The 17,609-nt window shown below is 54.2% G+C and carries 26 protein-coding genes and 2 tRNA genes; 16 read left to right on the plus strand and 12 right to left on the minus strand.

Annotated elements, in window-relative coordinates:
• Positions 1 to 12: 12 nt before the first annotated feature.
• The 4 genes from Q4A85_RS02495 to Q4A85_RS02510 all read left to right on the plus strand — a co-directional run bounded on the left by Q4A85_RS02495 (position 13) and on the right by Q4A85_RS02510 (position 2,002).
• Positions 13 to 89 (plus strand) — tRNA-Arg (locus tag Q4A85_RS02495).
• 21 nt (positions 90 to 110) lie between these two features.
• Positions 111 to 185, plus strand: a tRNA-Glu gene (locus tag Q4A85_RS02500).
• Positions 186 to 362: 177 nt separating this feature from the next.
• Positions 363 to 773 (plus strand): DUF4145 domain-containing protein, encoded by a 411-nt coding sequence (locus Q4A85_RS02505; protein ID WP_303107586.1) that lies wholly within the window; start codon positions 363 to 365, stop codon positions 771 to 773.
• Entirely contained in the window at positions 677 to 2,002 is a 1,326-nt protein-coding gene (locus Q4A85_RS02510) for a hypothetical protein (RefSeq protein ID WP_303107587.1), read from the plus strand. The genes Q4A85_RS02505 and Q4A85_RS02510 overlap by 97 nt, the downstream gene beginning before the upstream one ends.
• Positions 2,003 to 2,422: 420 nt before the next feature.
• Here the strand turns inward: Q4A85_RS02510 and Q4A85_RS02515 are convergent, their stop codons facing one another.
• Complete coding sequence (locus tag Q4A85_RS02515; protein WP_368500167.1) at positions 2,423 to 2,749, minus strand: YchJ family protein; 327 nt, start codon at positions 2,747 to 2,749, stop codon at positions 2,423 to 2,425.
• Positions 2,749 to 2,886 (minus strand): YchJ family metal-binding protein, encoded by a 138-nt coding sequence (locus Q4A85_RS13210; RefSeq protein WP_368500166.1) that lies wholly within the window; start codon positions 2,884 to 2,886, stop codon positions 2,749 to 2,751. Before Q4A85_RS13210 ends, Q4A85_RS02515 begins: the two co-directional genes overlap by 1 nt.
• Before the next feature lie 188 nt (positions 2,887 to 3,074).
• On the opposite strand from Q4A85_RS13210, the gene Q4A85_RS02520 reads away from it, so the two are divergent.
• Positions 3,075 to 3,224: a hypothetical protein gene (locus Q4A85_RS02520; RefSeq protein WP_303107588.1), complete on the plus strand. Its 150-nt coding sequence runs from the start codon at positions 3,075 to 3,077 to the stop codon at positions 3,222 to 3,224.
• A 75-nt stretch (positions 3,225 to 3,299) separates the two neighbouring features.
• Here Q4A85_RS02520 and aroG read toward each other — a convergent pair whose 3' ends face one another.
• The 6 genes from aroG to Q4A85_RS02550 all read right to left on the minus strand — a co-directional run bounded on the left by aroG (position 3,300) and on the right by Q4A85_RS02550 (position 8,695).
• The gene (gene aroG, locus Q4A85_RS02525; RefSeq protein WP_303107665.1) at positions 3,300 to 4,346 is read right to left on the minus strand and encodes a 3-deoxy-7-phosphoheptulonate synthase AroG; all 1,047 of its coding nucleotides are present in this window, start codon (positions 4,344 to 4,346) and stop codon (positions 3,300 to 3,302) included.
• A 598-nt stretch (positions 4,347 to 4,944) separates the two neighbouring features.
• On the minus strand, positions 4,945 to 5,142 hold the full coding sequence (locus tag Q4A85_RS02530; RefSeq protein WP_303107589.1) for a hypothetical protein: 198 nt from the start codon (positions 5,140 to 5,142) through the stop codon (positions 4,945 to 4,947).
• Between the two features lie 5 nt (positions 5,143 to 5,147).
• Positions 5,148 to 6,074 (minus strand): ABC transporter ATP-binding protein, encoded by a 927-nt coding sequence (locus tag Q4A85_RS02535; RefSeq protein WP_303107590.1) that lies wholly within the window; start codon positions 6,072 to 6,074, stop codon positions 5,148 to 5,150.
• 90 nt (positions 6,075 to 6,164) lie between these two features.
• Positions 6,165 to 6,602 carry a DUF6636 domain-containing protein gene (locus Q4A85_RS02540; protein WP_303107591.1) on the minus strand — a complete coding sequence of 146 codons (438 nt, stop codon included), beginning with the start codon at positions 6,600 to 6,602 and terminating at the stop codon, positions 6,165 to 6,167.
• 97 nt (positions 6,603 to 6,699) lie between these two features.
• Positions 6,700 to 7,758 carry an NADP(H)-dependent aldo-keto reductase gene (locus Q4A85_RS02545; RefSeq protein WP_303107666.1) on the minus strand — a complete coding sequence of 353 codons (1,059 nt, stop codon included), beginning with the start codon at positions 7,756 to 7,758 and terminating at the stop codon, positions 6,700 to 6,702.
• Positions 7,759 to 7,900: 142 nt separating this feature from the next.
• Positions 7,901 to 8,695 (minus strand): phosphatidate cytidylyltransferase, encoded by a 795-nt coding sequence (locus tag Q4A85_RS02550; protein WP_303107592.1) that lies wholly within the window; start codon positions 8,693 to 8,695, stop codon positions 7,901 to 7,903.
• Here Q4A85_RS02550 and Q4A85_RS02555 point away from each other — a divergent pair.
• Positions 8,679 to 8,831 (plus strand): hypothetical protein, encoded by a 153-nt coding sequence (locus tag Q4A85_RS02555; RefSeq protein WP_303107593.1) that lies wholly within the window; start codon positions 8,679 to 8,681, stop codon positions 8,829 to 8,831. The genes Q4A85_RS02550 and Q4A85_RS02555 overlap by 17 nt on opposite strands.
• Before the next feature lie 22 nt (positions 8,832 to 8,853).
• Here Q4A85_RS02555 and Q4A85_RS02560 read toward each other — a convergent pair whose 3' ends face one another.
• From Q4A85_RS02560 to Q4A85_RS02570, 3 genes are all read right to left on the minus strand, one after another.
• The gene (locus Q4A85_RS02560; protein WP_303107595.1) at positions 8,854 to 9,096 is read right to left on the minus strand and encodes a hypothetical protein; all 243 of its coding nucleotides are present in this window, start codon (positions 9,094 to 9,096) and stop codon (positions 8,854 to 8,856) included.
• Positions 9,097 to 9,320: 224 nt separating this feature from the next.
• The gene (uppS, locus tag Q4A85_RS02565) at positions 9,321 to 10,073 is read right to left on the minus strand and encodes a polyprenyl diphosphate synthase (protein WP_303107596.1); all 753 of its coding nucleotides are present in this window, start codon (positions 10,071 to 10,073) and stop codon (positions 9,321 to 9,323) included.
• A gap of 322 nt (positions 10,074 to 10,395) precedes the next feature.
• Positions 10,396 to 10,992 (minus strand): Spy/CpxP family protein refolding chaperone, encoded by a 597-nt coding sequence (locus Q4A85_RS02570; protein ID WP_303107597.1) that lies wholly within the window; start codon positions 10,990 to 10,992, stop codon positions 10,396 to 10,398.
• A 376-nt stretch (positions 10,993 to 11,368) separates the two neighbouring features.
• Between Q4A85_RS02570 and aroQ the strand changes: the two genes are divergently transcribed.
• The 10 genes from aroQ (at position 11,369) to Q4A85_RS02620 (ending at position 17,166) form a co-directional block, all read left to right on the plus strand.
• Positions 11,369 to 11,806: a type II 3-dehydroquinate dehydratase gene (gene aroQ / locus Q4A85_RS02575; RefSeq protein ID WP_303107598.1), complete on the plus strand. Its 438-nt coding sequence runs from the start codon at positions 11,369 to 11,371 to the stop codon at positions 11,804 to 11,806.
• Between the two features lie 58 nt (positions 11,807 to 11,864).
• A complete protein-coding gene (locus tag Q4A85_RS02580) occupies positions 11,865 to 12,692 on the plus strand; it encodes a shikimate dehydrogenase (protein ID WP_303107599.1) in 828 nt (275 codons plus the stop codon).
• A 640-nt stretch (positions 12,693 to 13,332) separates the two neighbouring features.
• Complete coding sequence (locus tag Q4A85_RS02585) at positions 13,333 to 14,682, plus strand: aromatic acid/H+ symport family MFS transporter (RefSeq protein ID WP_303107601.1); 1,350 nt, start codon at positions 13,333 to 13,335, stop codon at positions 14,680 to 14,682.
• Between the two features lie 138 nt (positions 14,683 to 14,820).
• Positions 14,821 to 15,006 carry a hypothetical protein gene (locus Q4A85_RS02590; RefSeq protein ID WP_303107603.1) on the plus strand — a complete coding sequence of 62 codons (186 nt, stop codon included), beginning with the start codon at positions 14,821 to 14,823 and terminating at the stop codon, positions 15,004 to 15,006.
• A 29-nt stretch (positions 15,007 to 15,035) separates the two neighbouring features.
• Positions 15,036 to 15,194 carry a hypothetical protein gene (locus Q4A85_RS02595; protein ID WP_303107604.1) on the plus strand — a complete coding sequence of 53 codons (159 nt, stop codon included), beginning with the start codon at positions 15,036 to 15,038 and terminating at the stop codon, positions 15,192 to 15,194.
• 12 nt (positions 15,195 to 15,206) lie between these two features.
• Positions 15,207 to 15,617 (plus strand): CopD family protein, encoded by a 411-nt coding sequence (locus tag Q4A85_RS02600; RefSeq protein ID WP_303107605.1) that lies wholly within the window; start codon positions 15,207 to 15,209, stop codon positions 15,615 to 15,617.
• 65 nt (positions 15,618 to 15,682) lie between these two features.
• Positions 15,683 to 16,168 (plus strand): CYTH domain-containing protein, encoded by a 486-nt coding sequence (locus Q4A85_RS02605; RefSeq protein WP_303107607.1) that lies wholly within the window; start codon positions 15,683 to 15,685, stop codon positions 16,166 to 16,168.
• 210 nt (positions 16,169 to 16,378) lie between these two features.
• Positions 16,379 to 16,615, plus strand: a complete 237-nt coding sequence (gene rpmB, locus Q4A85_RS02610) for a 50S ribosomal protein L28 (protein WP_040558560.1) — start codon at positions 16,379 to 16,381, stop codon at positions 16,613 to 16,615.
• Between the two features lie 12 nt (positions 16,616 to 16,627).
• A complete protein-coding gene (gene rpmG, locus Q4A85_RS02615) occupies positions 16,628 to 16,783 on the plus strand; it encodes a 50S ribosomal protein L33 (RefSeq protein WP_303107609.1) in 156 nt (51 codons plus the stop codon).
• A 95-nt stretch (positions 16,784 to 16,878) separates the two neighbouring features.
• The gene (locus tag Q4A85_RS02620) at positions 16,879 to 17,166 is read left to right on the plus strand and encodes a GNAT family N-acetyltransferase (RefSeq protein WP_303107611.1); all 288 of its coding nucleotides are present in this window, start codon (positions 16,879 to 16,881) and stop codon (positions 17,164 to 17,166) included.
• Positions 17,167 to 17,265: 99 nt separating this feature from the next.
• Here Q4A85_RS02620 and Q4A85_RS02625 read toward each other — a convergent pair whose 3' ends face one another.
• On the minus strand, positions 17,266 to 17,565 hold the full coding sequence (locus tag Q4A85_RS02625; RefSeq protein WP_303107612.1) for a DUF2818 family protein: 300 nt from the start codon (positions 17,563 to 17,565) through the stop codon (positions 17,266 to 17,268).
• Between the last annotated feature and the right edge of the window lie 44 nt (positions 17,566 to 17,609).

Below are 17,609 nucleotides of genomic sequence, written 5' to 3' on the forward strand. Positions count from 1 at the left end.
ATGTGCAAATACGCACCCGTAGCTCAGTTGGATAGAGTATCTGGCTACGAACCAGAGGGTCGGGCGTTCGAATCGCTCCGGGTGCGCCAAGAAACACTATTTTTTTAGACGCGCCCATCGTCTAGCGGTTAGGACATCGCCCTTTCACGGCGGTAACGGGGGTTCGATTCCCCCTGGGCGTGCCAAGTTTTTAAAGCCTGCTTCGTTTGAAGCAGGCTTTTGTTTTGCGTGTGATTTGTGTGAATTGGGGAGGCTAGGTTAGATAAACCGCTTAAATTTTGATAACATTTTCAGGCTGCCCATTGTCCCATAAGTTGTATCCATAATAGGCAGCCTGAAAAACATTGCTCCAAAGGACAATCATGCCATCTCGTTTTGATTTTCTCACGCCGCTCACCCATCTGCCCGCCGAAGCGCAAAAATCCGCGCAAGAAGCCGAAAGCCATGCCCGCAACGGGCATTACGATGCCGCGCTCAATGCCGTTCGCCGCGCACTGGAATACATGGTGGCGGTTTATTGGCAAAAAATGCAGCTTCCCGCCATCCAAAAGGGCGCGGAAGTCGCCAATCCTTTTTACAACAGCCGTGCCACAGGCAGCAGCAATCCTAATGCGTGGCAAACGCTGAAGCTGGATAGCTTGTTCTCGCAAATTTATATTTTGGAAAAAGAGAACGTGTGGCAGCGCGAACAAGCCGAACGCGCCCATTTTATCCGCAAAAATGGCAACAAAGGCTCGCACAGCGGCGAAGCCCCGCCACCGCCAGCGAGGTAAACGAGGCGTTGCAAGATTTGGAAAAAATCGCGCAGCAATGGGCGGCGGATTTTCCCCGTGCCGACAGCCCGTTTCGCCCAGCGCAAGCCTTTGGCAGCGCGATGGTTGCACCCAGCAGCACCGCTTCGCGCCATCGCCCAAAAGGTCAGTCGCGCAACGTAACAATGGGCGTGGTGGCGGCGGTGGTGGGGTTGATTGTGTTTCGCGGTTTGTCTGCGCTGCTCAGTTCCAATTCGTCTGGTAAAAGCGAAATCGCGCCGCCCGCCGCATCCGCCCCAATGCAGCCTGAAAACGTTTTGCGCTATGCCAATGGCGACATCTTCGAGGGCAACATCATAAACGGCAAAGCCAACGACCCCAATGGAAAAATCACCCGCGCCAACGGCATGGTTTGCATCGGCAACGTGATTGCCGACAAGCTCAACGGCATCGCCACTTGCACCGCGCCCAACGGCGACACCTACCAAGGCGATTATCAAGACGATTTGCGCCACGGCAAAGGCAGCCAAACCTTGAATGGCAACCGCTACGAGGGCGCGTTTGAACACGACCTGATGCAAGGCGAGGGCGTGCTGACCGCGCAAACAGGCAATCGCTATCAAGGCGCGTTCCGCAACAACGCGATGGCGGGCAACGGCAAAATCATCTTTGCCGACCAAAGCGAGTGCGTCGGCACGTTTGACGCGCAAACCGCCCATTGCGATTTTGCCAACGGCAACCATTATGCAGGCGCATACAACCCCGCCACGCTGTATTTGGAGGGCAAAGGCGTGCTCACCGACAGCGAGGGCAATGTGTTGTTTGACGGCGCGTTTGTGGAAAACCAGCCGCAGGGCAAGGTGTTGGATGCTGCCCAAGCGCAAGCCGAAGCGTTGCAAAAACGCGCCGAGCAAGGCGATGTCGCTGCGCAAACCGCGCTGGGCGTGGAAGAAGCCGAGCAGGGCAATTATGGCAACGCGTTCAAATGGCTCGCCCGTGCTGCCGCAGCCAACCACGCCGAAGCGCAATACTATCTTGCCATCATGTATGAGCGCGGGCTGGGCATGGACAAAAATGTGGACGAGGCGCACCGCTGGTATCAACGCGCTGCCGACAATGGCTTTGTCAAAGCGCAAAAACGCATCGCCGATATTAAACAAGCGGATGAGGCGCTGGCTAATCCAAGCGACAACGGCGGCGGCAAGGGCAAAGGTGGCAGCGATGATGCCATCAATGCGCTGTTTGATTGAGTGGTGATGTGGGATGGGGTGGGATTTTGCGAATGGTGTGACGGGTAGAGCGGGGGATTTTGTTTTTTCAGGCTGCCTATGGAGCATCGGCGGCTCGCCGACATGGTTAGCCTGTTAAAGCCCTGTTTAACGTGATATTGGGCGATGAGCTGTTGCCGTGCTATTTTTTGTTTTCAGGCTGTCTTGGGTGTGTGCATTTGAGGCAGCCTGAAACTTGGTGCTACGCCTGTTGGCAAGCAAAGCAATATGTTGGCGAGCCATCGATGCTCCATAATAGGCAGCCTGAAAATGAAATCTGTGGCGAAGTCAAAACGAGATTGGAAAACAGGCATATAGGACAAAAAAACTGCTAAAAATCCCCACAAGCCTTATAGGGTAAGGCTTGCGGGGGGAGCAGTAAATTTGTCCATTATGCCTGTTTTACTTAAAAAACTGCCCGCAGCACGCTTTAAACTTTTTCCCGCTGCCGCAAATGCACGGCGATTTCATGCTGGGGAGCGCGACTGTTGGGTCTATAAAATACCATGCGCCGTTAATCTGCACGAAAGCCGATTGTTCGTGATGCGCGTGCGTTGCGCCGTGTTGGGCAAGCTGGGCGGTGAACGAGACTACTTGCGCGTGGTGCTTGCCGATGCGCGGGGTGTGTTGATGCACGGTGAGCCCGAGAAATTGCGTTTCGTGCACCCATTGGGCGAGTTCGTTGCGGTTGAGCTGCGGCTGCTGGGCGGGTACGGTGGTGCGGATAATTAATCCACTTGCTGCAAGGCGTAGGCGGTGTAGCGTGAGCGCATCAGCTGTTCGGCGGTTTCAGGCTGCCTTTCGCCTGTGTGAAAGGGTTGGCAGCAATCGGCGTAAGGCTGGTTGGATTGGCAGGGGCAAAGCATGGTGATCTCCCAAGAAAAAAGGATTTTGCGGTTTCAGACAGCCTGAAACCTTTGCAAAACCTAAACTGCAACAAGAAATAGTCAATTCTCCGTCATTCCCGCGTAGGTGGGAATCTTGGTTTAACTTAGTCAATGGTTTGTTTTTAAACGGGTTTTTAATATCAAATAAGATTCCCGCCTACGCGGGAATGACGGCATTTCTTATTTTTCAGGCTGCCTTAGGGGTTTTGCAAAGGTTTCAAATTGCCAACCGCGTGCGTGGCAAAGCCAAACACCCTACGCGCTGTGTTAAATGGAATTGGGTTGCTTGCCCGCTAACGTGCTATCAGTTTGGTTAAACAAAATAGGCAGCCTGAAAACGAGAAATAGCGTTTTCAGGCTGCCTTTGGCTGTTTTGGCTTTAATCGCTACATCTACACGCGCGAACGGTTGGCGGTTGCCAGCAAGTCCAACAGTTTTTCGGTGTCGTCCCAGCCGATGCAGGCATCGGTGATGCTTTGTCCGTAAACGATGGGGTCGTTTTGTCGCCCTTCAACCAGATGGCTTTCCACCATCACGCCCATGATGTTTTGCTCGCCGTTTTGGATTTGCGTGGCGATGTCTTGGGCAACTTCCATTTGGCGTTTGAAGTCTTTGCGGCTGTTGGCGTGGCTGCAATCCACCATTAGCTTGGGCGTTAAGCCTGCTTGGGTTAGCTGTTCTGCCGCGCTTTTAACGTGTTCGCTGCTGTAATTGGGCCCGCCGTTGCCGCCACGCAGGATAACATGGCAATCGGCGTTGCCTGTGGTGTGCACGATGGCGGAATGCCCTGTTTTGGTTACGGATAGGAAGTGGTGCGGGCGGGCGGCTGCGCCAAGGGCATCAATGGCGATTTTCAGGCTGCCATCGGTGCCGTTTTTGAAGCCCACGGGGCAGGATAGGCCGCTGGCAAGCTCGCGGTGCACTTGGCTTTCGGTGGTGCGCGCGCCGATGGCGCCCCATGAAATCAAGTCGGCGTAGTATTGCGGGGTAATCATGTCCAAAAACTCGGCGGACGCGGGCATGCCGATGTTGCCCAGTTCTAACAGCAATTTACGCGCTTGGCGCAAGCCGAAGTTGATGTCGTGCGTGCCGTTTAGGTGCGGGTCGTTAATCAGTCCTTTCCAGCCCACGGTGGTGCGCGGTTTTTCAAAATAGGCGCGCATTACAATCAGCAATTCTTTGGCGTATTTTTGCCGCAGCGGCAGCAGGCGTTGCGCGTATTCCAGCGCGGCTTTGGGGTCGTGGATGGAGCAAGGTCCAATGATAACCAGCAGGCGGTTGTCGCCGCCGTGCAGCAGTTGGGCGATTTCTTGGCGCGTTTGCGCCACCAGCTCGGCGGCTTGTTCGCTGATGGGCAGTTCGTATAAATGCGCGATGGGCGGCAAAAGCTCGTCGATTTGTTTCACGCGCAGGTCGTCTGTTTGGTGTAGTGGCATGATGTTCTGGGTTGGGATTTGTAAAGCGCGTAGGATAGCTTTGTTTACATTTTTTGACAAGAAAAGGGTATAGAACGTTTAGAACTTAATTTTATTCCTTTCCGTTTTTTGCCGATGGTTTTGGTTAAAATTGCTTATATTTTATTATTTTTGGTATTTTGTTGCTTGAAATGGCTTTCAGACTGCCTATTTGCCAACGCAATAGGCAGCCTGAAAATTATTGCGTTGCCAAGCGATTAAACTGCTTCAAAAGCCCAAGCCATCCCGTCCATATTAAGAACCTGTATTCACTATTTCCATAGGCATCTTTTATGACATAAAAGATGCCTATGGAAATAGTGAATACAGGTTCTTAATGCAAGGGCACGGCTTGCAAGCAAGCCGTAGGGGCGCGGGTGGCGGTTTCAGGCTGCCGAAGATTGCGCCCGCGTTTGGGCAGGCTGAAATGTTGGTGAAGTCTAAAACACAACAAAAAATAGTAACTTCCGTCATTCCCGCCTGCGCGGGAATGGCGGCATTTCTTACTTTCAGGCTGCTGTTAGGATTTTGCAAAGGTTTCAGATTGTGGCGATTGCGTGTTTGTCGGGCATCAATGCCCGACCTACGGGGATGGCAAAACGCGGGCGCGGATGTTGGGCAGCCTGAAACGTTTACGCGCGTTCCCTACGGCTTGCTTGCAAGCCGTGCACTGGCTGGAATAATGGCTGCCTGAAATTTTTGCAATATGACGGCGTGGGTAATTTTCAGGCTGCCTACTCGCAGCGAATAAGGCAGCCTGAAAACGGGGTAAACGGCGCAAGCGCGTCAATTAAACCGCACGACGCAGCTTTCGTCCACGGCGACGCGGCAATCGTCTGCGCTCACGGGGTGGTCGTGGAAAAAGGTGATGGTGCCCCATTGCGGGTGGGTGGCTTCTATGCGGTAGCCGATGGGCAGCCTGAAACTGTGTTGCAGCGTGCAGGATGTGCCGCCGCTGGGCGCGAGTCGGATGGCTTCGGGCGGGATGTAGTGCGCGGGGGAGACGTTTAGACAGCCGAGTAGCCGCGCGGCTTGGGCGTTGGCGGGGCGGCGCAGGATGGCTTCGGGGCTGTCGTGTTGCAGCAGTTCGCCGCCTGCGAGCAGGGCGATGTTGTCTGCCATAAAGCAGGCTTCGGCGGGGTCGTGCGTTACCAGCACGGCGGGGATTTGGCGGCGGCGCACCAGCTCGCGCGTTTGGCTTTGCAACTGGCTGCGCAGCGTGGTGTCTAGGCTGGAAAAGGGTTCGTCCAGCAGCAGCACTTTGGGTGTGCCTGCTAGGGCGCGGGCCAGGGCGACGCGCTGTTTTTCGCCGCCTGATAACGCGCTGATGTGGCGTTCTGCCATGTTGCCCATGCCGACTTCGTTGAGCAGCTCTTGCGCTTGCTCGCGGGCGGCGGCTTTGTTTACCCCGCGCATTCGCAGCCCAAAGGCGGCGTTTTGCCATACGTTGAGATGCGGCAGCAGGGCGAAATCTTGGAACATCATGGCAACGTGGCGGTGTTCGGGTGGGATGGTGTTTTGCGCTGCGCCGTTGATATAGACTTCGCCGCTGTCGGGCGGCACCAGCCCTGCGATGATGTTGAGCAGGGTGGATTTGCCGCTGCCGCTTGCGCCGAGTATGGCGGTGATGCTGCCTGCGCTGACGCTGAAACTGATGTTGCGGGCGGTGGTTTTTTGTTGGAAGGATTTGTTGATTTGGGTTAGGGTGAGCATTTTCAGGCTGTTTTGGGTGGATGTTAAAAGGGCGTTTCAGGCTGCCTATGTTGCGCATAATAAGGCAGCCTGAAAAGCGTGGCAGCTACACTAAAACAACTGCTGCCGTATGCGGTTGATATGGAAACCGTGACCGCTGCGGTTTTTGCATAACACGCCGTCTTGGCGGCTGGTGCATTGCCAGCCTTTGCCGTAAACGGTTTTGCCATACGCCAGCTTGGGGCTATTTTCTATAGAATCAGTATCGCCGCGACAATCCACGACGGTGCGCCCTGTGGGTTCAAGCGAGAAGCTGCCACCCCAGTCCAATGGGCATTCTTCTTCGCTGGGGTGTTTTTGCGGTGGCTGGATGTTTTCTCGGTAGTCACTGATTTCGCAGGTAACACCCCACCAGCCGTCGTTGCCGTATTCAAGGCGCGAATCGCCTAGGCAAAAAATATTGTCGCTGGGGCTGGTGAAATAAATGCTTTTGTTGGCAGAGGCAACGGCAGGCAGGGCGAGCAGTGCGGTAAGCAAGAGTAAACGCATGGTTTTATCCTTTGGGGTTGGGTTGAATGGTTTTTAGCTACGCTGAACTTTGTTTCAGACTGCCTATTGATGCACAGATAGGCAGTCTGAAAACAAACTACGGGCAAGGATTGCTGATTTCGGCGTGCACCGCGTCAATCGCGTCCAACACGTCGGGCGACAGGGTTACGGCTGCGCTGGCGATGTTTTCGGCAAGCTGTTCCAGCGTGGTCGCGCCGATGATGTTGCTGGCAACAAACGGGCGGTCGTTCACAAACGCCAGCGACAGCGTGGTCAGGCTCAACCCCGCTTCATCGGCGATGTGCGCGTAGCGTTCCACCGCCGCGAAGCCTTGCGGTTTGCTGTACCGCTTAAAGCGTTCAAACAACGCCAAGCGGCTGCCTGCGGGCATCGCGCCGTGGCGGTATTTGCCTGTTAGCACGCCAAACGCCAGTGGCGAATACGCCAACAGCGGCAGGTTTTCGCGCAGCGAGACTTCGCTTAACCCGACTTCGTAGCTGCGGTTGAGCAGGCTGTATGGGTTTTGGATGGTGGCGACGCGGGCGGTTTCAGGCTGCCTTTCGTGCGCGGCAAGGTAGCGCATCGCGCCCCACGGCGTTTCGTTGGATAAACCATAAGCGCGGATTTTGCCTTGTTTCACCAGCTCACTGAGCGCGTCGATGATTTCTTCAAACGGCGTAAACGTTTCGCTTTCGGGCAGTTTATCAATGCCCAATTTGCCGAAATAATTGGCTTGGCGTTCGGGCCAATGCAGTTGGTACAAATCCAAATAATCGGTGTTGAGCCGCTTTAAGCTCGCTTCGCAGGCTGCAAAGATTTGCGCGCGGGAAAAATCGTTGCCGTTGCGGATATAGGGTTCCAGCCCGTTGGCGTTGTTGCCCGTTGGGCCGGCGATTTTGCTGGCGAGCGCAAAATCATCGCGCTTGCTCCGCGCCGCTATCCACGCGCCGATGATTTGCTCGGTGCGGGTGTAGGTTTCTTTGCACGGCGGCACGGGATACATTTCGGCGGTGTCAATAAAGTTCACGCCGTGGGCAAGAGCGTAATCCAACTGGGCATGGGCTTGGGCAGCGGTGTTTTGCTCGCCCCAAGTCATCGTGCCAAGGCAGATTTTGCTCACTTGGATGCCGCTTGCGCCTAAGGGTTTTTGTTGCATGGGGGTGTCCTTTCTTGTGTGGAGTGGGGAGAATAGGGTTTCAGGATGCCTTAGGATGGTAACGATTAGGCAGCCTGAAACGTCTGTTGCTTCGTTTTCAGGCTGCCTTTGGGGGATAAACAAGGCAGCCTGAAAATAGGTTTTACAGCATCGCTTGCACCGCTGCATACACGCTCAATACAGCAATCATGCTGTCCACGCGGTCAAACACGCCGCCATGCCCAGGCAACAGATTGCTGCTGTCTTTGATGCCTGCCGCGCGTTTGAGCCAGCTTTCCAGCAAGTCGCCGCCAATGCTCACCAGCGTGAGCAGGATGGCAACCAGCATGGTGGTGAACCATGAAGCGTCAAAGCCCAGCCAGCCTGCGCTGCGGGCAAACGTCATATAAATGCACACGGCAAGCACGCCGCCTGCCGCGCCTTCCCAGCTTTTTTTGGGGCTTAACACGGGGGCGAGCTGGTGTTTGCCAAAGGCGCGCCCAACAAAATAAGCCGCCGAATCCGCCAGCCATACCAGCACCATAATCGCCAGCAGTTGCCCCGCTTCTTGCGGGCTGGGGCGCAGGGCGGTGAGCGCAAACCAAAACGGCAGCATCAGCAGCCAGCCGATTGCCATGCCTCGCGCGTTGGCGTGGATTTTCCATTTTTGGTTGAGCCACGCGGGCATCGCCAGTAGCCAAAAGGCGAATACGATTGCCCATACAAATGGCGGCAACTGCCAGCCGCCCGCGTGGGCAGTCAGCATAAAAAACGCCGTGCCCGCCAAATAAGGCGTTTGCTGCGCGGGGCTAAACCCTGCTAGGCGGCTGTATTCCCACAGCGCGAGCAGAGCAATCAGCGCGGCGAATATTGCCCACAGCGTGCTGCCTGCAAAAAACAGCATGGCGAGCATCAGCGGCAGGAGAACAAGGGCGGTGAGAATGCGTTGTTTGAGCATGGTGGTGGCTTTCTTGTGGATAGTGGTTGTGGCAGCGCGAGATGGCTTTCAGGCTGCCATTGTAAACATTTATTGTGGTTTAGGCAGCCTGAAAACGAGCGAAGCGCGTTTCAGCGAAACTAAAACGGGTATCTAGTAAAGTTTTCAGGCTGCCTAAATTATTGTTGGTGTATTGAATATTGCTTGCCATCTTGGGCAGTTATTAAGAAATCTTTAATAACTGAATTTGCGTCTAACTCTTTGTCTGCCAGTATGTTTTTGATGTGTGTGGCGATGTTGGGAATGCTGGTGGCAAAAAGTTCGGCAAGCTGGCTTTGGGTGGGCCATGCTTGTTGGTCGGATACGAGCAGCGAGACGTGGCTTTTGCCGTCTTCGGTGTTGTAGATGATGATGTTATCCATGATTTTGGTTTTTCAGGCTGCCTAACGGCTATTTTTCAACGCGGGCGCAACGGCAAAGGCAGCCTGAAACGCTTGCCCCGCGCTCCTACGGCTTGCTTGCAAGCCGTGCACTGGCAAATAGTTGATTAAAATTGCAATGATACGGCGTTGCCAACGCCCTTATGTACCATTTCACGGCGGGCGTTGTCGCCTTGTCTCATTTTTATTTTAATCAACTATAAAATCTATGGGCGTTGCTGCTCGCTGGGCAGTTGCTCGGAAGTGCGTCCGAAGCGGCGTTCGCGTTGGGTAAACGATGCGAAGGCTTTTTGCATTTCGGCTTGGTTGAAGTCGGGCCACAGCACGGGGGTGAAATAAAATTCGGCGTATGCCATTTGCCAGAGCATAAAGTTGCTGATGCGGGTTTCGCCGCCTGTGCGGATGAATAAATCGGGCTCGGGGGCTTCGGCGAGCATCAGGCGGCTGGCTAAATCGGCTTCGCTGATGTGGGTTTTGCCTTCGGCAATCAGGGCGTTGGCGGCTTGCAGGATGTCCCAGCGTCCGCCGTAGTCGGCGGCGATGGTGAGCGTTAGGCCTGTGTTGTGGGCGGTTAGGGCTTCGGCTTCAACTATGCTTTGTTGGATTTCGGCGGAGAAGCGGCTGCGGTCGCCGATGACTTTAAGGCGCACGCCTTTTTCGTTCATTTGGATGACTTTTTTTTGCAGGGCGATGAGAAATAGCCCCATGAGAAACGAGACTTCATCGGCCGGTCTGCGCCAGTTTTCGGTGGAAAAGGCGAATACGGTGAGATAGCGCACGCCTGTGTCGTTGCAGATGTGGCAGATGTTTTCCAGCACGTCTAGCCCTTTTTTGTGTCCCATCACGCGCGGGAGCAGGCGTTTTTTTGCCCAGCGTCCGTTGCCGTCCATGATGATGGCAACATGGCGGGGGACTTGGCTGTGCTCGGGGATGCTTTGGGTGCTGCTGATGTGGCTCATGGGGTTGCCTTGTTGGGGAGATGGGAATGGGGGGATTATAGGGGATGATTGTAAAGATTGTATGAAGATTGTGTGAAGGATTTGTGGGGGGCGTATAAGAACCTGTATTCACTATTTTCATAGGCAGATTTGATGGCATAAAAGCGTGGATACAAGGCAAAAAGCACAGCAAGGTTGTACACCTTGCGAGCATTTTTAACGTGGTAGCCGCGTTTTTAGGGCATGAAAGATGCCTATGAAAATAGTGAATGCAGGTTCTAAATAGGCAGCCTGAAAAGCGGTTTAACTCGTTTTCAGGCTGCCTATTTTGGTTGGGCTGAGTTTACTGGTTAGCGGCTTGGTCGGTTTGCGGCTGGCGGCGTGCCATGCGTTCGGCGAAGCGTTGTTTCTGCTGTTTTTGCATGGCTATATATTTTTGCTGCTGCGCGGGGGTGAGCACTTGGAAGGTGGCGTGGCGGGCTTTGAGCATTTGCAGTTCGTGTTCGGCGTGTTGGCGTTCTAGCTCGGCGCGTTCTTGTTGGCGTTCGGCAATCAGCTTGCGGGCAGCTTGTTCGTCAAAATTTTTGCCGCCGATAAGCTGTTGCTCTTGGGCTTGGCGTTGCGCTATTTTTTGTTGGAACTCGGCGCGGCGGGCGGCATGGTTTTCAGGCTGCTGCGGGCGGTATTGCGCCATGATGCTGCGGATTTTGCTTTTTTGCGCGTCGCTTAAATCCAGCTCGTCAAAGCCGCGTGGCAAGCCGTCGCGTTGGAATTTATTGCCCATTGGGTTGGGATGGCGATGGTTTTTGGAGTGGTCGCCGTGGGGTGGCGGGGGCATATCGTTGGCAGCTTGTTGTTTAACCGCTTCGCCTGCGGCAACGGCAACGCCTGCGCTTAGCAATAGGGCGGCGGTGGAAGCGAGTAGTGTGGAGCGTTTCATGATTTTTCCTTGTGAATAAATGGTTGATTGAATTGCAAAGATGCGGTGAGACGCGCAGGGCGGATGATACGCGGGAGCAGTGTTAAGTTGGGTGGACGCGATGTTAAATTGGTTTAGGCAGCCTGAAACGGTGTTGGGCGCATTTCAGGCTGCCTATGGCTTTTTATTGCTTACTGCGTTTTGTTTACCCCGCTGCGCAACACAAAATCGCGCGTTTTTGCCAAAAAACATTTTATTCTGCCAATTTTGCCAACATCGTTAGCGTTATCGTTTTGCTTGTGCGATTTCAGGCTGCCTTGGGCGAAAGGCGGTCGGCAAACGGCTATAATGATTGCTGGTTTACTTGTTTTAACATTGCTTAATGAAAGGAAAAAGCATGAATGTTTTGGTGATTAACGGTGTGAATTTGAACCTGCTGGGCACGCGCGAGCCGCATATCTACGGTGCGGAAACGCTGGCGGATGTGTCTGCCGATTTGGACAAAACCGCCGCCGAGCTGGGCGTGAGTGTGCGCCATTTTCAAAGCAACCACGAAGGCGCGATTGTTGACACCATCCAAGCGGCGCGCGGCAACACCGACTGGATTATCATCAACGCGGGCGCGTTCACCCACACCAGCGTGGCGATTCGTGATGCGCTGGCGGGTGTGGGCATTCCGTTTGTGGAAGTGCATATTTCTAATGTGCACGCGCGCGAAACGTTCCGCCATCATTCGTATTTGTCGGATAAGGCGGTGGGCGTGATTGTGGGGCTGGGCACGTTTGGCTATCAGGCGGCGTTGCAGTTTGTGGCGCGTAAGGGGAAGGCAGCCTGAAACGGTTTTCAGGCTGCCTACTGTGCTTAATTAAGCAAAATAACCCCAAGGAAATCCCATGATAAACGGCTTAACCCAAATCATCGCCCACATCGGCTACCCTACGCACACTTTCAAATCGCCGATGATTTACAACCCCTATTTCCAATCGCGCAGCATCAACGCCGTGGTCGTGCCGTTTGCCTGCCAAGCGGATAACTACGCCGATTTCTTGCGCGCCGTGTTCCGCAACGAAAACACGCTGGGCGCGTTGATTACCATGCCGCACAAAGTAACCACCATCGCCTTGTTAGACGAAATCTCGCCCGCCGCGCAGATTGCGGGTGCGTGCAATGCCGTGCGCCACCGCGCGGATGGCAAATTGCAAGGCGATATGTTTGACGGCGAAGGCTTTGTGCGCGGCATGGTGCGCAAAGGCTTTGCGCCGCAGGGCAAATCGGCTTTGCTGGCGGGCGCAGGCGGCGTGGGCAGCGCGATAGCAGCGAGCTTGGCGGCGGCGGGCGTGGCGCGATTGGCGTTGTTTGACCCCAACACCGCGCAGGCAGAAGCCTTGGCGGCGCGGTTGCGCCAGCATTACCCCGATTTGGTGGTAGAAACGGGCAGCAACGACCCGCAAGGCTTTGGTTTGGTGGCGAATGCGTCGCCTTTGGGAATGTATGACGACGATGCGCTGCCGTTGGACGTGGCGCGGATTGCCCCCGATGCGTTTGTGGGCGAAGTGGTGTTGAGCCGCCCGATTACGCCGTTTTTGGCGGCAGCGCAGGCGCGGGGCTGTATCATCCAAGTGGCCACCGATATGCTGTTTGAGCAAATTCCCGCCTATTTGGAATACTTTGGCTTGGAGACGACCACGCCCGAAGTGTTGCGGCAAGTGGCGCAGTTGTAATGCTGCGCAGAACGACCCTAGCAAGATAGATTTCAGGCTGCCTTGGCATCAATAGGCAGCCTGAAACGCCCCATCGCCCAGCTATTTTTGTTTTGCCAGCGCACGGCTTGCAAGCAAGCCGCAGGGAGCGAGGGGTAAGCGTTTCAGGCTGCCTATTATTGCGCCCGCGTTCAATCATTGCATCCATATTGGTTTTCCCAAACTGCGTTTCAGGCTGCCTTGCGCCGTAAACATAGGCAGCCTGAAACCTTTGCCAAACCCGCAAGCAATGGAGTGTCGGCAGCTCGCCGATGTTGCCAATCAAGCTTTGTTGAAAACCCCATTTGGCGACGGGCCGTTGCCGCTCCATTTTAGAACCTGTATTCACTATTTGCATAGGCATCTTTTATGCCCTAAAAACGCGGCTACCGCGTTAAAAATGCTCGCAAGGTGTCCAACCTTGCTGCGCTTTTTGCCTTGTATCCGCGCTTTTATGTCATCAAATCTGCCTATGCAAATAGTGAATACTGAATACAGGTTCTTAATTTTCAGGCTGCCAAATAACCCCCAATCCTATCGCATAGACCAAAACAGTCTTACCCGCCCGCCCAAATTTGATACATTCCCCCACTTTACAAACACTAACAAAAACAGGTTTTCCATGAGCCAGCCCCAAGAAATCAACATCCGCCAGCTGCTAGACCGCAGCCCCATCAGCTTTTATCAAAAACTCATCATCGCCCTATGCTTCTTTGTGGTGGTAGCAGACGGCTTTGACGTTGCCATCATGGGCTTTGTCGCCCCCTATATCAAAGCCGATTGGCAGCTTTCCAACAACGCGCTCGCCCCCGTACTCAGCGCGGCATTAGCAGGCTTGGCAGTGGGCGCAATGATTACCGGCCCGCTCGCCGACAAATTTGGGCGGCGCAAAGTGCTGCTGGGCAACGTGCTGTGCTTCGGGCTTGCCACGCTGTTTGTTGCCCATGCCAACAGCATCTGGCAAATGGTGCTGTTCCGCTTTATCGCAGGCTGCGCCATGGGCGGCATCATGCCCAACGCCGCCACGCTGGTAACCGAGTTTTCCCCATCGCGCAAACGCGCCTTTTTGATTACCGTGGTGTTCGCAGGCTTCACCGTGGGCGCGGCAGGCGGCGGCTTCTTGGCAGCATGGCTTATCCCGCATTACGGCTGGCACAGCGTGTTTTATGTAGGTGGGATTACCCCGTTGATTTTAAGCGTGATTATGTTTTTCAGGCTGCCTGAAAGCATCGGTTTTCTGATTCACAAACGCGGCGACAAAGCACAAATCCGCGCCCTTGTGGAACGCTGCGTGCCCAACAGCACCACCGAACACAGCGTATTTGTGTTGCCCAACACCAAGCTCCCCAGCGCAACCGAAGCCGCGCAAAGCAACGAAACCCCCGTGCAAACCGTGCTCAACGCCCACTACCGCGCAGGCAGCTTTTTGCTGTGGTCCGCCTATTTTTCGCACCTATTCTTGGTGTACCTACTCGGAAGCTGGATGCCCACCATGATTAAAGAAAGCGGCATGACTGCCGAACAAGCCAGCATCATCTCCGCCATGTTTCAGCTTGGCGGGCCGCTCGGCTCGGTTGCCGTTGGCTGGCTGATGGATAGATTTAACGCCGACAAAACCATGTCGCTGTGGTACGCATCGGGCGCATTGGTATTGATTGGGCTTAGCGGCGTGATGGGCAGCTACGCGCTGATGTGCCTGCTGGCGTTCTTGCTCGGCGTGTCGCTCAACGGCGGCGGCACAGGCATGAACGCGCTATCCAGTATGTTCTTCCCGCTCAAAGCCCGCGCCACAGGCAACGGCTGGATGCACGGCATCGGGCGCATCGGCGCATTCGTTTCCGCCTTTGTGGGCGCATGGTTTTTAAACTGGGGCTGGGATTTCAAAACCGTCGCCATCGTGCTGACCATTCCCGCGCTGCTGGTGGGCATTGCCTTGTGGACAAAAGGCGCGGTTTATCGCCAACGCAGTTAGTTGCGCATCCGCTGGGTGGTGGTTGTACAGCCAAAGGCAGCCTGAAAACAAACATGACGCAAAGTTCACTTTTAACCCTTAACTTGGAGACAACACCATGAACAAAATCATCGCAATCGCACTATTTCAAGCAACGCCATGGCAGCCAAAATCATTGACCGTCCTGTGCCACCACAACCCAGCCATCAAGAAATCCCTGCCTTGCAAGCAGTAAACACCGACTACGTTTCTTACCGCAACGACGACCGCGTGAAATTTATCTACGTTGGCGAGCAAATTCGCGCCACCAACACCGAACCCGAACGCATGGGCAGCGACCGATAATTTTCAGGCAGCCTGAAACACAAAACAGCGTGGGCAACCAAAACAGCGTGGGCAACCCTTTCTTCCCTTGGGTTGCCCACGCTGTTTTATATCCGTCCCATTTGCGCAAAACCACCACCATCCCGCAAGGCGCGCAACGGTTTCAGGCTGCCTGTCGCAATCTGCTATACTCGCCCCCTTTTCCCTAAGGCAGCCTGAAAATGTATCTTTGGCTCAAATTGTTCCACATCTTCTTCATCATCGCATGGTTCGCAGGGCTTTTTTATCTCCCCCGCATCTACGTCAATCTCACGCTCGCCCAAACTGCCGAAGAATACAACCGCCTGCTCATCATGGCGCAAAAACTCTACGCATTTATGACCCCGTGGGGCATCGGCGCACTCATCCTTGGCGTGCTGATGCTCATCCAACTCCCCGCCGCAGGCTGGGCATACGGCAAACTCACCATCGGCATCCTGCTCACCGCCTACCACATCGCCTGCCGTCAGCTGCTTCTCGCCTTCGCGCAACACCGCAACACGCACAGCCACAAATGGTATCGCCTATTCAACGAACTGCCCGTTTTCGCCCTACTCGCCGCGCTATACCTTGTATTATTCAAACCCTTTTAATCCATAAGGCAGCCTGAAAATATACTTTCCCGTTTTCAGGCTGCCTATCCACAAAGGCAATCCCCATGACCACCCCCAACCTAGAAATAGAACGCCGCTTCCTGCTCGCCAACGACACATGGCGACAACACGCCACCGCCCCGCAACGCCTACACCAAGGCTATCTCACCGTCGCCAAAGAATGCAGCATCCGCGTGCGCATCATCGGCGATAACGCATGGCTCACCATCAAAGGCTACATCAGCGACACCACCCGCAGCGAATACGAATACCCCATCCCGCTCGCCGAAGCCCAACAAATGCTCGCCACGCTCTGTCCATTCAAAGTAGAAAAAAACCGCTACGTTATTGAATATGATGGGCATCGTTTTGAAATCGACGAATTTCTCGGCGACAACGCCCCGCTCATTCTCGCCGAGCTAGAACTCCCCAGCGAAACCACCGCCTACCCCCGCCCAAGCTGGCTAGGCAAAGAAATCACCAGCGATGGACGCTACACCAACGCCTATCTCAGCACCCATCCCTACCCCACATGGCAAAACCCCGATTAAGCAAAACCACGCCCATAAATCCTTTGCAATACAACAACAAACCCAGTATAATCGCCCGTTTTTCAGGCAAATCTTATTTGCTACACGCAATAATTGAACGGGCAATCCACACACAAAATGTAGATAACCCACTGTAAAGATTGCCCAAATTAGCGGTTTACCCCATAAACCAATTCCACCATTTTTAAAATCACAGTTTGGAGACCCATCATGGCAAAAGTTTGCAAAGTAACGGGCAAGCGTCCAATGTCTGGCAACAACGTATCACACGCCAACAACAAAACCAAACGTCGTTTTTTGCCTAACTTGCAATCACGTCGTTTTTGGGTAGAGAGCGAAAACCGTTGGATTCGCATCCGAGTAACCAACGCAGCATTGCGCACCATCGACAAAAACGGCATTGACGCTGTTTTGGCTGATTTGCGCGCACGCGGCGAAGCCATCTAAAAGGAATGAATCATGCGCGATAAAATCAAACTAGAATCTTCTGCTGGTACAGGTCATTTCTACACCACTACCAAAAACAAACGTACCATGCCGGGTAAATTGGAAATCAAAAAATTTGACCCTATTGCCCGCAAACACGTTATCTACAAAGAAACCAAATTGAAATAATGGTTTCGCCAAAATCTCTACAATTCGCGTTGTAGAGATTTTTTATGCTAACCATTTAAGGCAGCCTGAAAACGTTGCCGCAACGGAATAAAATCATGCCCCGCCCCATCACCCACACCCCCTCCACCCACCGTTTTGAATACAGCGAAAACGGCGAAACATCTTACGTTGCCTATCGCCCGCTGGATAACGGCATTTGGCTGTTGGAACACACCGAAGCCCAGCCCACGCCACAAGGACGCACCATTGCGGCGGATTTGGTGCACGCCGCTTTAACCGAAGCGCAACGGCAAGGCGTGAAAGTGCGCACCGAATGCTCGTTTACCATTCACTATTTGGCGCGCCATCCCGAGTTTGCCGATTTGGAAGACATCGCGTTGTAAACCAACAAAGGCAGCCTGAAACTTGCTTTGCTCGTTTTAGCTTCGCTGAAACTTGCTTCGCTCGTTTTCAGGCTGCCTTTGGCGCAAAACAAAACCGCGCTATTCCCGATTGCGCCCATGCCAAAAATACCGCCACACAAACGCGGGAAACGCGGCAACCAAATACAAACACACCACGGTGGCGTAGAACTCCCAATCTTGGCGATGCACGCTGCCCGAGCGGCTTTCCAGCACATACGCAATCGCGGCAATCAACACAAAGCCCAGCGCAAGCTCAGCGATGTGATGCAGAATGGTTTTGCGTTTGAGCGGGATGATGCCCAAGCCGCGCTGAGTGAGAAAAGGGAAGTTGGCGATGATGAGCGTGAGCAGCAGCAGGGTGTACATGGGGGCGGTCATGGGGGGCTTTCTATAAAATAATTTTCAGGCTGCCTGTGAACCAA

The organism is Kingella sp. (in: b-proteobacteria) (assembly GCF_030527935.1).
GTDB lineage: Bacteria > Pseudomonadota > Gammaproteobacteria > Burkholderiales > Neisseriaceae > Kingella_B.